General features: G+C 51.2%; 13 protein-coding genes. 1 reads left to right on the top strand and 12 read right to left on the bottom strand.

The genetic code is table 11. The features are described 5' to 3' along the window. The coding region (locus tag HOK28_20545) for an excinuclease ABC subunit UvrA (protein ID MBT6435496.1) at positions 1-1589 on the bottom strand (1589 nt) is incomplete at its 3' end. Positions 1590-1640: 51 nt separating this feature from the next. Next, entirely contained in the window at positions 1641-2648 is a 1008-nt protein-coding gene (locus HOK28_20540; protein ID MBT6435495.1) for an NAD(P)-dependent glycerol-3-phosphate dehydrogenase, read from the bottom strand. Between the two features lie 194 nt (positions 2649-2842). Here HOK28_20540 and murA point away from each other — a divergent pair, with 194 nt between their 5' ends. Continuing rightward, entirely contained in the window at positions 2843-4105 is a 1263-nt protein-coding gene (gene murA, locus HOK28_20535) for a UDP-N-acetylglucosamine 1-carboxyvinyltransferase (protein MBT6435494.1), read from the top strand. 9 nt (positions 4106-4114) lie between these two features. Here the strand turns inward: murA and HOK28_20530 are convergent, their stop codons facing one another. The 10 genes from HOK28_20530 to HOK28_20485 all read right to left on the bottom strand — a co-directional run bounded on the left by HOK28_20530 (position 4115) and on the right by HOK28_20485 (position 14609). Continuing rightward, a complete protein-coding gene (locus HOK28_20530) occupies positions 4115-5506 on the bottom strand; it encodes a DUF4340 domain-containing protein (protein ID MBT6435493.1) in 1392 nt (463 codons plus the stop codon). Then, positions 5506-7152, bottom strand: a complete 1647-nt coding sequence (locus HOK28_20525; GenBank protein ID MBT6435492.1) for a GldG family protein — start codon at positions 7150-7152, stop codon at positions 5506-5508. Before HOK28_20525 ends, HOK28_20530 begins: the two co-directional genes overlap by 1 nt. A 9-nt stretch (positions 7153-7161) precedes the next feature. After that, positions 7162-7959: an ABC transporter permease subunit gene (locus tag HOK28_20520; protein ID MBT6435491.1), complete on the bottom strand. Its 798-nt coding sequence runs from the start codon at positions 7957-7959 to the stop codon at positions 7162-7164. A 9-nt stretch (positions 7960-7968) separates the two neighbouring features. After that, positions 7969-8694, bottom strand: coding sequence for an ATP-binding cassette domain-containing protein (locus HOK28_20515; protein MBT6435490.1), 726 nt, complete (start codon positions 8692-8694; stop codon positions 7969-7971). Between the two features lie 73 nt (positions 8695-8767). Continuing rightward, entirely contained in the window at positions 8768-9442 is a 675-nt protein-coding gene (locus HOK28_20510; protein ID MBT6435489.1) for a hypothetical protein, read from the bottom strand. 1 nt (position 9443) lies between these two features. Next, the gene (locus tag HOK28_20505) at positions 9444-10229 is read right to left on the bottom strand and encodes an enoyl-CoA hydratase/isomerase family protein (GenBank protein ID MBT6435488.1); all 786 of its coding nucleotides are present in this window, start codon (positions 10227-10229) and stop codon (positions 9444-9446) included. A 91-nt stretch (positions 10230-10320) separates the two neighbouring features. Next, the gene (gene mgtE / locus HOK28_20500; GenBank protein ID MBT6435487.1) at positions 10321-11658 is read right to left on the bottom strand and encodes a magnesium transporter; all 1338 of its coding nucleotides are present in this window, start codon (positions 11656-11658) and stop codon (positions 10321-10323) included. Positions 11659-11713: 55 nt separating this feature from the next. Next, the gene (gene prmC / locus HOK28_20495) at positions 11714-12583 is read right to left on the bottom strand and encodes a peptide chain release factor N(5)-glutamine methyltransferase (GenBank protein MBT6435486.1); all 870 of its coding nucleotides are present in this window, start codon (positions 12581-12583) and stop codon (positions 11714-11716) included. Beyond that, positions 12580-13650 (bottom strand): peptide chain release factor 1, encoded by a 1071-nt coding sequence (gene prfA / locus HOK28_20490; GenBank protein MBT6435485.1) that lies wholly within the window; start codon positions 13648-13650, stop codon positions 12580-12582. Before prfA ends, prmC begins: the two co-directional genes overlap by 4 nt. A 62-nt stretch (positions 13651-13712) precedes the next feature. Next, positions 13713-14609: a class I mannose-6-phosphate isomerase gene (locus HOK28_20485; protein MBT6435484.1), complete on the bottom strand. Its 897-nt coding sequence runs from the start codon at positions 14607-14609 to the stop codon at positions 13713-13715. Between the last annotated feature and the right edge of the window lie 18 nt (positions 14610-14627).

The raw sequence follows: 14627 nt of genomic DNA, 5'->3' as shown, positions 1-14627 counted from the left end.
TTGAGCAAGCGGCCATTGTCACGCTGATGGAGCCCAATCGATGGCTCATCTAAAACGTAAATCACCCCGCGAAGGGCGCTGCCGATTTGAGTGGCCAGGCGGATACGCTGTGCTTCTCCGCCAGACAAAGTGGCGCTCGTGCGGGCTAAGTTTAAATATCCAAGGCCCACGCCATCTAAAAATGATAAGCGGGAGCGAATCTCCTTGAGAATCTCTTTTGAAATTTTCGCCTTTGCACCTTTGAATTTAAGCTTCTCAAAATACTGATGCGCTTGACCAATAGGCCACCGGCAAACGGCATCAATGTTATGCTCTCCCACGCGAACCGCAAGTGCCTCAGGTTTGAGCCGTGCACCGGCACAAGACAAACAAGGCTGATGGCTCATATAGCCTTGAATTTGTTCGCGTACGCTCTCTGAGTCCGTTTCTTTATAGCGACGCATCAAAGAGGGCAGCACGCCCTCAAACGGCCGCTTGTAACGGTAGTCGGACCCGTCGCCCTTGTAATGAAACTGCAGCTCTTTTTTACCGCTGCCTTCAAGCACCACCTTTTGGATTCTCTTTGGAAGTTTCTCCCAAGCAGTCTCGGGATCAACCTTGTAGGCCTTACAAACGCAGATAAGCTGCTGGCGATAAGTGCCTCCCGCTGCGCTTCTGGCCCACGGATGAATCACGCCTTCCACAAGGCTCAAGCTCTGATCCGGGATGACTTTTTCGATGTCGAGCTTACCCGCGAGACCTAAACCCTCGCACTCAGGGCACGCCCCAAAGGGGCTATTGAATGAAAACATTCGCGGCGTGAGTTCGCTAAAGCTCAAACCCGACTCAGTGGACTCGAAGCGTTCTGAATAAAGCCGCTCTTCTCCTCCTACGATTACAGCGCGCACAGTTCCATCCGCGAGGCGCAGAGCCTGCTCAACCGAGTCTGTCAGGCGTTGCCGAATTCCGTCCTTAACCACAAGCCGATCCACGACCAGTTCGAGGGTGTGCTTATTTTGTTTCTCAAGCACAATCTCTTCTTCAAGTAGCCGAATCTCTCCGTCCACGCGGATGCGGACGAAACCTTCTTTGCGATAAAGATTGAGCTCGCGTTTGTATTCACCTTTGCGGCCTTGAACCACGGGGGCCAAAATCATCAGTTTGGTTCGCTCGGGGTTTTCTAAGATTTGATCAACAATTTCTTGAACCGTTTGACGCTCGATGGGTAAGCCGGTGACCGGGCAATAAGGAATGCCCACCCGGGCAAAGAGGAGCCGCAAATAATCATAGATCTCGGTGAGAGTTCCCACCGTGGAGCGAGGATTTCGGCTGGTGCTTTTTTGCTCAATTGCAATCGCAGGGCTTAGACCCTCAATGCCATCAACATCCGGCTTTTGATTTTGCCCGATAAACTGACGCGCATAAGCAGACAGAGATTCCACATAGCGGCGCTGTCCTTCGGCGTACACCGTATCAAACGCCAGAGAACTTTTACCGCTTCCAGAAGGGCCCGTGACCACAACCAGTTGAGCACGCGGAATGGTGACGTCGATATCTTGGAGGTTGTGCTCTCGGGCACCGCGGATCTGAATCGGCTCGTTTAGCTTCACGGTGGCCGCTTTCTTTGGTGCTGCGCCCCTTAGGTCGCAGGGCACTAGAGCTTAATCGTACTGAAGTTCTTGGCCTGTAGGTCTTTCCACTAAACCTTGTACAGCCTTATCAATCGGTATGCCTTCATAAAGAACACGGTAGACCGTTTCGATAATCGGGCAATCCACACCCAGCTTCTCGATTAATAAATAAGCGCTCTTAGCCGTGATCACACCCTCGGCAACTTGCTTGATACTTTCTTGGGCTTGTTCAAGCGTTTTACCTTCACCCAGAGCTTGGCCTACTGCTCGGTTTCTAGACAGACCACCGGTGCAAGTCAGCATCAAATCACCAACGCCAGCCAAACCGGAAAGCGTGAGTGGGTTGGCCCCTTTTGCAACCGCAATGCGCGTAATTTCGGAAAGCCCGCGTGTAACAAGGCTTGCCCGAACATTATGGCCCCAGCCCATTCCAATCACCCCGCCAGCGGCGATGGCCATCACATTCTTGAGGGCGCCGCCCACTTCCACACCCACAATGTCGGTACTCGTATAGGCCCGAAAAGTGTCTGAGAATAAAATGTCGGCAATGCGCGTTGCCAATGCCTCATCCTTGCATGCCATGACCACTGCGGTGGGCATGCCTTGAATGATTTCTTTTGCAAAGCTTGGCCCGCTCATGGCGAGGGTTCTATTTTCCCAAGCACTTCCCAACACATCATAAACCACTTCATCCATGGTCATCAGGCTCTGGGTTTCAATTCCTTTGGCCGCCAGCACCAAAGGTACCTCGCCCAAGAATTTTTTCGCCTCGTTTAAGCAAGAGCGGACAGCCTGGCTCGGAACTGCCACCATGACCCAATCAGCTCCTTCGAGAGCCTCTTGCTCGCTGTTGGTTGCAGAAATATTTTCATGCAGCTCAAAGTCCGAAAGGTAGCGGGGATTGTGACGCGTTTTATTGATGGCTTCTGCTTGCTCAGCATCTCGCATCCAGAGCCGCACCTCTTGGCCCTGGCGGGCAGCAAGCTGCGCCAACGCTGTTCCAAAACTACCACCACCAAGAACTGCTACTGTTTTCATTGAATCGCTCATATTATCCACATATCGAGCCTGTCACGGCCGGGTCAAATGCCCGCTGAATATAGGTTTAAGCAGCTGAGCCAAGGAATAAGTGAGTATATCTCACGGTTATAGCTAATAAGCTCTGCGGCGCGCCACAAGCGACAAAGATCAATGTATTGACAATTAACCCCTGACATAAGTAGTGCCCCTGTATGGATGCGTTAAAAATTTGCGGCCAAGAGCCGCTTTCCGGAACAATTGATATTTCTGGCTCAAAAAATGCCACACTCCCCATCATGGCTGCGACAATTCTCGCGCCCGGCAAGAGCCGTTTGGGTAGAGTGCCCGACCTAGCCGATGTTCGAACCCTACAACGGGTTTTGAGTCACCTCGGCATCAAAATCGAGCACGATGGTCCAGAACTTACTCTCGATGCCACTGATATCACTGAACTTGAAGCTCCCTATGAGCTTGTTCGAACGATGCGTGCGTCCATCTTGGTCCTTGGGCCACTGCTGGCCCGTTTCGGCAAAGCACGGGTTTCGCTACCGGGTGGCTGCGCCATTGGAGCACGGCCTATCGATCAGCACCTTAAGGGCCTTAAAAAGCTCGGAGCAGTTATCACCCTCGAGCACGGCTATGTGGAAGCAAAAGCTGATAAGCTCATTGGCGCAGAGATCATTTTCGATATGCCAACTGTTGGCGGTACTGAGCACCTGATGATCGCTGCTTCATTGGCAGAGGGAACCACCGTTTTAAGAAATGCGGCTCGAGAGCCCGAAATCGTGGACCTTGCACTCGTGCTTCGTAAAATGGGCGTCGATATTCAGGGCGAAGGTACGGAACGTATCACCATCGTAGGGCAAAAAGAGCTTAAGCCTTTTGACCATGATGTTGTGGCCGACCGCATCGAGTTTGGTACATTTTTGATTGCCGGAGCCATGACCGGCGAAAACCTCACACTGCGAGGCGGCGTCATCGAGCACCAAACAGCTCTGCTCGATAAACTGATTCAAGCCGGAACCAAAGTTTCCATCGACAAAGAAAAAAATGAGATCACAGTGTCGCGGCCCAAGCAGCTTGAGCCCGTCAATATCAAAACTGCTCCATACCCAGGTTTCCCAACGGATATGCAAGCTCAAATGATGACACTCATGTGCGCCGCTGAAGGCACCAGCGTGATTACAGAAACCATTTTTGAGAACCGCTTCATGCACGTGGCAGAGCTCGGGCGGCTCGGCGCCAAAATTCGCGTCGATGGCGGTAAAGCAATTGTTGATGGCGGTAAAGAGCTCTCTGGTACCACAGTCATGGCGACAGATCTTCGTGCCAGTGCGTCACTGATTCTTGCCGGCTTAGTAGCCGACGGTGAAACCATCATTCGACGTATTTACCATCTCGACAGAGGTTATGAGCATATCGAAGATAAGCTTCGAAGCGTTGGTGCCAAGATTGAGCGGTTTAAAGAAGAGTAGGCTGAGGGATTACTTCACAAGCTCTAAATATTTCTCTGCTTCAAAATGAAGCATTGATAAATCGCTTTGCTTCACGCGGTCTAAACGCCCAGCTGATAGAACCATTTGGTTCTCGCCAATTTTCTTACCCGTAAAAATCGTAAGCAGACTCTCAGAGCCTGGGCCGATGAGTTCTACGCCGCTGGATGTGGTCTCAAGGCCCGCCTTCTTGAGCAGCTTCTCATCGGGTTCTTGAACCCCAAGTTCATCGGCTTGCAGACGGCGAAGGTTATACAAAAGTCCTTGAATCACGCCTGGTTTCACGGCCCGCGGTTCACCTTCAAGGCGCCAAAAGCCATCGGCTGTTTTCTGGAAAAACAAAGAAATCGGGCCACTGAAAATGCGGACCCCCGTCACCAGTTCCCGGTCAAAGCGAGCTATGCGCCGGTCTTGCATGGTTTCAGCCTTGACCTGAAACCGGCTTATGGCTCCATCTACTTGAAGCATCGCCTGTGCCTTACGAGCGGCGGGTCCGCTTGCTTCAGCATAAACAAAAGAGCCTGAGCCATCATTAAACGCACTAAGCGTCAGCTTCGTTTCTTCACCATCGCGGCCCAGGATGCTTACCTCCACGCGGTCCTGAACCGGCGCTTTAGGCTCCATAGGTGCTGCCAAAAATGTTTTGATCTCTAAAGATTCAACCACATCCAGCACACCGCGAACTCGGTCCATATCGGCTAAGGCTAACTCTGGCTCCGTTAACCAAAATTTGTCTTCCCTTTTTTCAATGGTCCAAGCCGACTTCGATGATTGAACGGCAATCTTTTTGATTTCTTGAAGAGCAAGTTCCAAAAATCGCTTATCTCGAAAGCCATCAAGCTCACGCTGATACTGAAATTCAAGACCGTAGGCGATGAGGAAAACATCCGGGGCGGCCGCACGCTTTGCGTAATAATTTTTATCAAACTTGGTGTCGCGGCCAATCAAGAGTTCCTCTTTATCACCGGCCTTCGAAGTAAATGAGAATCGATAACTTGGCTTATCGAGACCGTAGAGCGTTAAATCTTTGGGAGGCTGCACCACACCATTTTGTTCGTCACCCACACTGCGAAGACGTTTGGCCTCAAGCATGTACCGCAAGAGTGAGCTTACTGCGGCTTGATCTGCTTCATCGGCGATGGGCTCTTCAATCACCCACCGGCCTTGCTCTGAACGCGTGAAAACCAGCTTTTGCTTAGGCCCATCCAATTCAACTTTTAGAACGTCTTGTATTTGGCGCTGATTAAAGACAGCTTGCTCTGAACGCTTACGTTCTTTCTTTTCCGCAGTTTCATCGCTTTGCCAGACAACCGCATAGCCCCCAGCCGCACCTAGAACCAGGAGCCCAAGCATAGAGAGAAATCTCTTTTGAATCGTGCTCATTATTTCTGGCGCCGGATCAACACAATGCCCAGGCCTAGAGCCACGATGCACATTGGCAAGACATCCAGTGAAAAGAACTTTAAATACATCATGTCGGTGCCGGTTAAGCTTAAGCGGCTAGCCTGACGCATTTTGGGACGAATGGTAATGTTTCCCTCTTCATCCGCCATCCAATTTAGGGTGTTGAGCAAGTAATCTTGGTTGGCATGAACCGCAAAATATTCGTCGGTCGCCCAATCAGAATCACCAAAAACAATCAGCCGCGTCTGCGAAGAGATATTATCCGCGGCTCTTGGGATGTCCCGGGTTACAACCAAGCCCACTGTGTTGTCTGGTGAATCCGATTCATCATAACCCGCTACGCCATCTTCTAAGTTCGTTTCTCCCCAAGCTGTATTGTTCGCCGTTAAAAGCGGCGTCACCTGAACCACTGCTGTGCCTGGCGCAGTTCCCACCGTTCGAACTGTTTTCATAACCGCGGCGTGGGTAAGTTTTTTCGTGATTGGGTGACCACCTTCAGCTGGAAGGACCACGGGCTCCAGGGCACTCAGACCCAGTTCACGCCGTGCGGGATTGGGATCAACAATCATGTCGTTACGGAGCTCAACGCGCCACTTCTTCAGAAACTCTACCAACCCCGCATCACTCGATGGCTCCACCATCAACATCGCTCGGCCACCGGCCTCCAAGTATTGATTTAAAGCTTTAAGCTCTGGGGCCAAAAGGTCAGAGCGGGGTCCCGCAATAATCAAAAAGCGCACCTCGGGAGGGATCACCAGTTCAGGCAAGGCAGAGTCGTCACCTACAACCACCGTGAGCTGCTCTTCGGTAATCGTGTTGGGGTTGATGAGATTAATCAGTTCAACATCGTAACCCTCTTTAAGAATCGCCTGAGCGAATGCCACGGCTTTGAAGTCGGCGGTGGGATCTTCAAAAGAGAGTTCCCCGTGACCTGTGAGTACATGAACAATTTTTTTGGTTTTCTGCGTCACTTGAATCAGCGCATTGGTAATCGCTTCTTCACTTAAATCTCTAGCTCGAGCTGTTTTCTCACCCGCGATTAAAACAACCCGGGCACCTTGCTTCTCAATTTCATACTCTTCAGCCATTCGCGTTTCACGCGCCGAGCCTTCGATATCAATGATTTCATACTTGAAGCGCTTGTTAAGAGCCTGGTAGCGCTCAAAAACTTCACGGGCAATCATATTGAAGGCTGCTTCGTTACGGTTGAAAAATGCGTAAACCTGAACATCTTGATCAAGGCGGCCCACGATACTTTCAGTTTGGTCTGAAAGAGAAAAAACTTTGTCTCGCGTTAAATCCCACTCGCGGTCGTTTGACACTGCCAAGTAGTTGGCAACACCGACCAAACCTAGAATAACCAGCGAAGAAATAAGAGTCATGCTCCACATAAGCGTTGAGCGAGACCCCGCATTTTCTAGAATGCTGTCTTTATTGGTCAGGAAATAGATAACCTCACAGATCAGCGCGAGCAGAAGTTTCCAGGTGACGAGACCTTGGAAAGCAACTTCCTGACTCAAGCCCCAAGTCAGTGGGACGCTGATTAGAAGAACGGCGCCAATTGCTCCGAGCATACGCCCAGTGTTGGCTACCCAGCTGCTTTTTTTGGTTTCGGTTTGATTCATGGTGCTCTCCTACTTCCAGCGCTCAGCTTCAATCACCCGCCAAGACAGAAAAATACCGGCGAATGAGAGGGAACAATAATAAACAACATCCGTAAGGCGAATCATTCCGCGTAGGAAACCATCGAGATGGGTAACGTGGGAAGCGTAGTAAAGCACACGCTGCAACCCTGAAGTATGGCCTTGGCTAACAAGCCCAATCAACCAAAGAACGAGCAGGGCGCCAAAACTAATAATCACCGCTACAAGTTGGCTCTCGGTAACGCTGCTTGCCAAAAGGCCAATCGAGACGCAGGCGGAACCAAAGAGGAAAAGACCAAGGTAACCCACCGCAACCGTGCTCCAATCAACCGGGCTCAAGCCATCGGCGCCAGAGATTCCGAATGCATGTAAGAGCACTGGGAAGATAAGGCTCAGTGCAAACATGGTGGTCATCACCGTAAGGGCGCCCAGGTATTTACCGAGTACGATCTCAATGGGGCGAATCGGTGCAGTCATTAAGAGCTGCAAAGTTTTACCGCGTCGTTCTTCCGAGAAAAGGCGCATGGTCAAAACAGGCAACATAAAGATCAACACGAAGACCATTTGGTACATCAAAGGAGCCAAGATGCCTTCGGTGACATTCATCATGTCGAGCCCTTGGCGATAATTGTGCTGCAGGTATTCCATGGACTGGGTTTGGAACTGCTCAACGGCGCCTCCAAACACAAGGCCCGTAATGAGAATGAATCCTCCGAAAAGAATATAGCTCATCCAAGTCGTTAAATAGACGCGAACTTCTTTGCCCGCGATGGTCAATGTATTGCGCATAGCGAAACCTTAAAGTTCAGTCAGTGATAAGAAAATTTCTTCGAGACTCTTTTGGCCTTCATCGTTGGTGTGCTCTTTCACCAAGTGGTCGAGGTTATCATCGGCAACGATCGAGCCCTTGTTGATAATCACCACGCGATCACACACGGCCGTCACTTCTTGAAGGATGTGCGTTGAAAGAATCACCGTGTGGTCGCCGGCAAGGGACTGAATCAAAGTGCGAACTTCACCAATTTGCCGAGGGTCCAAACCAACAGTAGGTTCATCGAGAATTAAAACCCGCGGTTTGCCCAAGAGCGCCTGAGCCAAGCCGGTTCGCTGCTGATAACCTTTGGAGATATTGCGGATTAGGCGATCTGCCACCAACTGCAGGCTTACCTTCTCAATCGATTCATCTACGTTCGATTTTAAGTCGCCGCCGCGCAGGCCTTTGAGTTTTCCAACAAAGCGTAAGTATTCGCGAACCGTGAGGTCTGGATAAACGGGAGGAATCTCTGGCAGATAACCAATGGAGCGTTTTACATCCATTGGTGAATCAAACACATCGAAGCCAGCGACGGTTGCCTTGCCGGAGGTGGCTGGCAAAAAGCCGGTCAACATTTTCATCGTGGTGGTTTTACCCGCGCCATTGGGCCCGAGGAATCCGACGATTTCACCAGCGGCTACGGAGAATGAAACATCATTGACCGCAACCAAATCGCGGTAGCGTTTTGTTAAACCATTAATCTCAATCATGACAATGCCCTCGAAAGGACTTCTGACCGGATTCCGAGCCTTTGTCAAAAGGCTTAGGACGCTATTTGCTTGTTTATTGGGCTGGTTCGAAATGGAACATGAAAGTCAGCAAAACTTGGTTGAAAGTGTTGCTGGCATTATCCACATCGCGGGTCTGATCTTTGCTCGCATTGAAAATAAAAGTATCAAACGGGGCGCTTACCAAGGTGTAATCAAAACCCACCTTAAAGAAAGAGACCACAAAATACTCAAGGCCTAAACCAAACCGAAAGCCACCCAAGCCGCGAAAGCCTACTTCATCGGAAAATTCGGATGCCAGTGGGTTGTAAACCTGCCATGTGCCGCCCCAACCGAGAAAAAGTGAAGGCTCTAGGTCGTCCATCCAAGTCGGGAGTTGGTCGCGCCAGTGCCAAGCTGGGTAAATACGGGCACCCAAGCTTACGTGGGCAGCCCATTCACGCTCTGCTGCATCTCCGAGTGCATGGCCGTGGCCGTGAGCACTAAGCTCTAGCGCGCCATAACCCATGATGTTGTATCCCATACGCAAACCGAGCACTGAGAGTCCGCCAGCAATGTCTGTTGTGAAGGCGCCATTTGCGTTGGTCGGGTTGATATAACCCGGGACAGAGACTTCCTGCCCACCCGCCGTAGAAAAACCAATCCCGCTACCAATATAAAAGCCAGGGCGAGCCTCTGCTGTGCCCGCGAGCATCAACAAAGCGAAAATGATAGGGAGAGTCTTGCGCATTTTAGCGTCCTTTGAATTCTGGTTTACGTTTTTCGTTGTAGGCGCCAATGCCTTCTTTGGCGTCGCCGGACATAAAAAGTTGCTGCTGAAGCTCTCGCTCAAGGCTGAGGCCTTCAGCAAATCCCATTTCCATCCCGCTGATAACCGAACGTTTGATGAGGCCTACCGCATGAGAAGCCTTATGGGGGGGGCAAAACTTACGCGCATAGGTCATTGCTTGATCGGCAAAGTCCTCAGCCGGTAAAAGTTCATTCACCAGCCCAAGCTCTTTGCCTTCTTCCATCGTGAGATTCTGGCCAGTGACCATCATTTCAATAGCCTTGGCTTTACCTACCAAGCGCAACAGCCGCTGAGTTCCGCCGGTACCTGGCAACACACCCAAGTGAACTTCTGGCAGTCCGAGCTTTGCTTTACCTTCTTTACCCAGACGAATATCTGCGGCCATCGCGATTTCAAGCCCGCCGCCCACGCAGTGGCCGTTAAGCGCTGCAATCACCAATTTAGGCGTGCTTTCGAGTCGGTTGAGGGTCTCGTTCGCATGCAAACAGAAGTAATACTTAAAGGTTGGCGTTACTTCACCCAACATTTCGATATCTGCGCCGGCGCAGAAAAACTTATCACCTTCGCCCGTGAGCAAGATAACATGAACACTTTCGTCCATGCGGGCCTCTAAAATAGCCTTATCTAGCTGCTCCATCATGTCGTAGGAGTATGCGTTGGCTGGGGGATTGGTGAGGGTAATAACCGCGACACCATCTACGGATTTATAGTTTACAAGCTCAGTCATGGAGCGGGTTATAGTCGATTGGCGCCCAGTCGTAAACGGCTCAGAGCTTAGCGGCTGCGATCGCAGCGTAGGCGTTTGTTAGATGAAAAACCTAGCCTAAAATAAGGCGAGCGGCGCCAAGATAAATGGCAACACCCATCACATCACAGCCCGTGGTCACAAGCGGCCCGGCCGCAATCGCGGGATCGATGCCAATTTCTTTAAACATCGCTGGAGCCAAGGCACCCACAAAGGCTGCAATGGTCATAGAGCAAAACATAGAAAGCCCAACGGTAATGCCGAGAATATCACTGCCAAACCCAAAATTTGAGACGATGGCAACCAGTGCGCCGGCTGCAAGCCCCATAATACTGCCCACCATGCTTTCTCGGGCGAGCGTTTTTCCAAGCATGCTGGCGTCGACTTTTCCAATCGCAAAGCCGCGGGTAATAATCATCGCGGTTTGTGAGCCTACGTTGCCAGTCATGGCCGCCACGACGGGAACAAAGGCTGCGAGCATGAGTGTGTCTTCGAAAGGGACATGGCGGAACATAGGAACCAAGACTGCCGCAATCAAAGAGCCAAAAAGGCTTCCCACCAGCCAGGGCAGGCGGAACATAGCGATGCGGAAGAAATCCTGGCCATAAACCAGCTCTTCGCTCGAGGCACCGGCCATCGTCATGACATCTTCAGTGGCCTCTTCAAGCATAACATCGTGAATATCATCGAAGGTGATACGGCCAACCAAGAGCCCTTGGGGATCGACCACTGGCAAGCTCACAAGGTCGTATTTACCAAAAACCCGAGCAACTTCCTCTTGATCAAGGTCGACTGTAACCCGCTGTTCTACGGGCTGGCTGATTTCACTCAATTCGGTTTGCTCAGTAGAAAGCACCAGATCTTCAAGCTGAATGATTCCGCGCAGCATGCCGTCACTGTTGACCAGGTACACCTCGTGAATCTCTTCGATTTCCTCGCGAACCAGGCGCACGGCCTCGATGGCATCAGAAACCAGAAGCCCTTCCTCGACCATGCAGAGCTCTGTCTGCATCAAACCACCGGCGGAATCTTCCGGAAAACTTAGGAGCGTTTGGATATCGTCGCGGTCATCTTCATCAAGCTGGGCCAAAACCGCACTGGCGCGTTCGGGAGAAAGCTCTCCCAAGAGGTCTGCTGCATCATCGGTTTCAAGTTCTTCAACCGCCGCCGCTAAGCGCTCAATTTTTAGAATGGAGCCAAGCTTTTCTTGAACACCGTCATCAAGCTGAGAAAGCGTTTCCGCGAGTTTTTCCGCGTCGAGACAGCTCGTGATTCTTTTCCAAAAACGAATATCTACGTGATTAAAAAGCTCTGCTATATCGACCGCATGCAGGAGGCGCAGATATGCATCAAGCGTTTCTTCACGCCCCGGCTCAAAGAGTCGTTCGATATCCTGGCTTTGCTCGCTCATAACGAATGCCGGTTTAGCATAGGTTCAGTTGAAAATCATCCACAAAATCAGCCAATTACAAAACTTGGTGCTCAGCGTAGGCGATGCGGTCATGGCCACCTAAATCTTGAATAATCCCGGGATTTTTCCAAGACGGCCCCCAGAGGGAGCGCACACGGGCAGATTGGCCGGAGCCCATTTCAATTGCAATAAGCCCTGGCTGGTTCAGAAACTTGGAGGCCTGGGCAACGATTTCGCGGATAATTGTTAAGCCATCGTCCGCAGCAAAAAGCGCCATATGGGGCTCGTAATCCAACACATCCTTTTGCATCTCACCCCGAAAAGACTCTTCAACATAGGGAGGGTTGGCCAAGATAAGATCAAAGCGCTCACCATCTGGGAGAGGCTCGAAAAGGTTACCTTCAAAAACGCGGACGCGCTCATCCAAATCATGAGATTCTGCATTATGCTTAGCCACCGCCAAAGCCTCTGGCGATAAATCACTCATCGTCACGCTCGCTCGGGGGAGCTCGAGAGCCAGCGTCAAACCGACGCAGCCCGAACCGGTGCACAGATCTAATATTTTTGGAGAATCGGTCCCACGTTCACGGCACCAGCCAAGCGCCTTTTCCACCAAATGTTCGGTCTCTGGCCGCGGGATAAGAACTGCGGGGCTCACCTGAAACAGATGCCCATAAAATTCCTGATCCCCTAAAATATAAGCCACCGGTTCGCTGGCGGCTCGTCGAAGGAGCCAACGCTGAAACTCAGAGGCCTCTGCCTTACTCGGCACTTTTTCTGGCCAAGTCATTAAATAGGATCGGGTCTTATCTAAAGCTCTTGCCAAGAGAATCTCGGCATCAAGCTTCGGCGTGTCGATACACTGCTTAGCCAATAAGGCCTCGGCGCCCTCTAAAAGCGCTTCAATAGAGGCGCCTTCGCTCAAGTGCTCTGGCCCTTGAGCTCTTCACTTTGGAAGAACGTGCGAAGAGCAATCAAAACTGCTTCCAAATCACCCTGGAGTACTGCCGGTAAGTTGTGGGCACTGAAACCGATTCGGTGATCGGTAATGCGATCTTGAGGGAAATTATAGGTACGTATCTTCTCAGAACGGTCGCCGGTTCGAACCAGCTCTTTACGCTCGGCTGCTCGTTCAGCAGCTTCTTGTTGGCGGATAAAATCCAAGAGCCGGGAAGATAAAACCTTCATCGCCTTCGCGCGGTTTTTAATCTGACTCTTTTCATCTTGGCACTGTACCACCATTCCCGTCGGCAAGTGCGTGATACGTACCGCTGAGTCGGTGGTGTTAACGTGCTGGCCACCGGCACCTTGAGAGCGGTAAGTATCGATGCGCAAATCTTCATTGCGGATATCAATTTCAGCTTCTTCGGCCTCAGGCATCACGGCAACGGTTGCCGCTGAAGTATGGATTCTGCCCTGGCTCTCAGTGGCTGGGACACGCTGAACGCGGTGGACACCCGATTCGTATTTAAGTGCTGAGAAGACATGGTCACCGGCAACAAGGCAGATCACCTCTTTAACGCCGCCTTGAGTTCCCTCACTCATGCTCATGACTTCAACCCGCCAACCTGAACGCTCGGCATACCTTGAATACATGCGGAATAAATCACCCGCGAAAAGCGCGGCTTCATCCCCACCGGTACCTGCCCGTATTTCCAATATGACGTTTTTGTCGTCGTTGGGGTCTTTGGGCATTAAGAGAAGATTGATTTTATCCGTGAGGTTCTGAAGCTCGGTCTCAAGCTCCGGGAGCTCTTCCTTCGCCATTTCACTAAGCTCGGGGTCTTCACCGTCGGCAATCAGCTCTTTATTATCCTGAATTTGCGTTTCGAGTTGGCGATAAGCTCTGTAGATCTCAACGAGGCCTTCAACTTCGCGGTGTTCTTTGGCCACGTCGCGTAGGCGATTTTGATCAGAAAGCACGACTGGGTCGGCTAAAAGGCGGTTGAGCTCTTCGTAACGAGCCTCTACTTCAGCGAGTTTATGCAGCATAACGAGGCATCCTTACGGCATTTGCCTTAGGGGGCATAGGCAGAAACGACAAATGGACGAATCTATTTAGGTTCGGTGAGTAGGACGCAAGAGCCACTGGCAAGCGCCACGATACCGTCGGACGGCTCAATGACGACAACATCACCAAACTTGAGATGCTCTTCGCCATGGTCTCCGATTAGTTTGACGGGCTTTTTATCTGCAATGACAACACGCAATCCCTCTTTTGGAAAAGCGGTTCCCATCTGAACAGTTTCCATAACGAAACAGGGACCTGTTACTTTCGCCCGATCTGGCTGCGGTAAATCAAATCGGTCATATCGAATGCACGCGGCGGCTTCATCAAAATGAAGCTCTCTTGGCTCACCGTTTTCGTCGACGCGGCCCCAATCGTGAATACGGAATGTTGTATCGCTCGGCTGCTGAACTTCGAGCACTAAAAAGCCCGCTCCCATTGCGTGAATGGTTCCCGCTTCGAGTAAGTACATATCGCCTGGACGCGGCGCCGCTTCATACATCCACTTTTCGAGGCTGCCTCGTTCCACCGCTTGTTTGAGCGTCGTTGCATCTAAGCCCGGATAGTTTCCCGCCAGGAATTTCGATTTATGCTCTGCGTGAGCAATGTACCAAGCCTCTGTTTTAGGATTGCCAATCCGCGTATTTCGGCAAAACTCTTCGTCTGGGTGAACTTGAACACTCATACGTTCATGGGTGTCGAGCCACTTAAGCACAAACGGGAAAGGTCCTTGCCCATCTCCACCAAGAGCGCCGCTGCGCCAAAGCTCGCCGAGCTTCTCACCCTTTTTGGGGCCGCAGCTGACAACATTTTCATGGCCCGGTAACTCTGACAATTCCCAGCTCTCGCCCACTTGACCCTCAGGCAAGGTTCGAGAAAAAAGCTGGGCCATTCGGCGACCGCCCCATGGCTTCAAATGATATTCTGGTTCAAATCTTAGCATGATCAGCCCTAAACTAGA

Source organism: Deltaproteobacteria bacterium (assembly GCA_018668695.1).
GTDB lineage: Bacteria > Myxococcota > XYA12-FULL-58-9 > XYA12-FULL-58-9 > JABJBS01 > JABJBS01.
This window is presented reverse-complemented; position numbering and strand designations above follow the sequence as displayed.

Excerpts from the sequence above, each read along its gene's own strand:
- HOK28_20515 (MBT6435490.1), bottom strand. The coding sequence starts at position 8,694 with ATGATTGAGATTAATGGTTTAACAAAACGCTACCGCGATTTGGTTGCG.
- HOK28_20485 (MBT6435484.1), bottom strand. The coding sequence starts at position 14,609 with ATGCTAAGATTTGAACCAGAATATCATTTGAAGCCATGGGGCGGTCGC.
- prfA (MBT6435485.1), bottom strand. The coding sequence starts at position 13,650 with ATGCTGCATAAACTCGCTGAAGTAGAGGCTCGTTACGAAGAGCTCAAC.
- HOK28_20530 (MBT6435493.1), bottom strand. The coding sequence starts at position 5,506 with ATGAGCACGATTCAAAAGAGATTTCTCTCTATGCTTGGGCTCCTGGTT.
- HOK28_20540 (MBT6435495.1), bottom strand. The coding sequence starts at position 2,648 with ATGAAAACAGTAGCAGTTCTTGGTGGTGGTAGTTTTGGAACAGCGTTG.
- HOK28_20510 (MBT6435489.1), bottom strand. The coding sequence starts at position 9,442 with ATGCGCAAGACTCTCCCTATCATTTTCGCTTTGTTGATGCTCGCGGGC.
- mgtE (MBT6435487.1), bottom strand. The coding sequence starts at position 11,658 with ATGAGCGAGCAAAGCCAGGATATCGAACGACTCTTTGAGCCGGGGCGT.
- murA (MBT6435494.1), top strand. The coding sequence starts at position 2,843 with ATGGATGCGTTAAAAATTTGCGGCCAAGAGCCGCTTTCCGGAACAATT.
- HOK28_20505 (MBT6435488.1), bottom strand. The coding sequence starts at position 10,229 with ATGACTGAGCTTGTAAACTATAAATCCGTAGATGGTGTCGCGGTTATT.
- HOK28_20525 (MBT6435492.1), bottom strand. The coding sequence starts at position 7,152 with ATGAATCAAACCGAAACCAAAAAAAGCAGCTGGGTAGCCAACACTGGG.
- HOK28_20520 (MBT6435491.1), bottom strand. The coding sequence starts at position 7,959 with ATGCGCAATACATTGACCATCGCGGGCAAAGAAGTTCGCGTCTATTTA.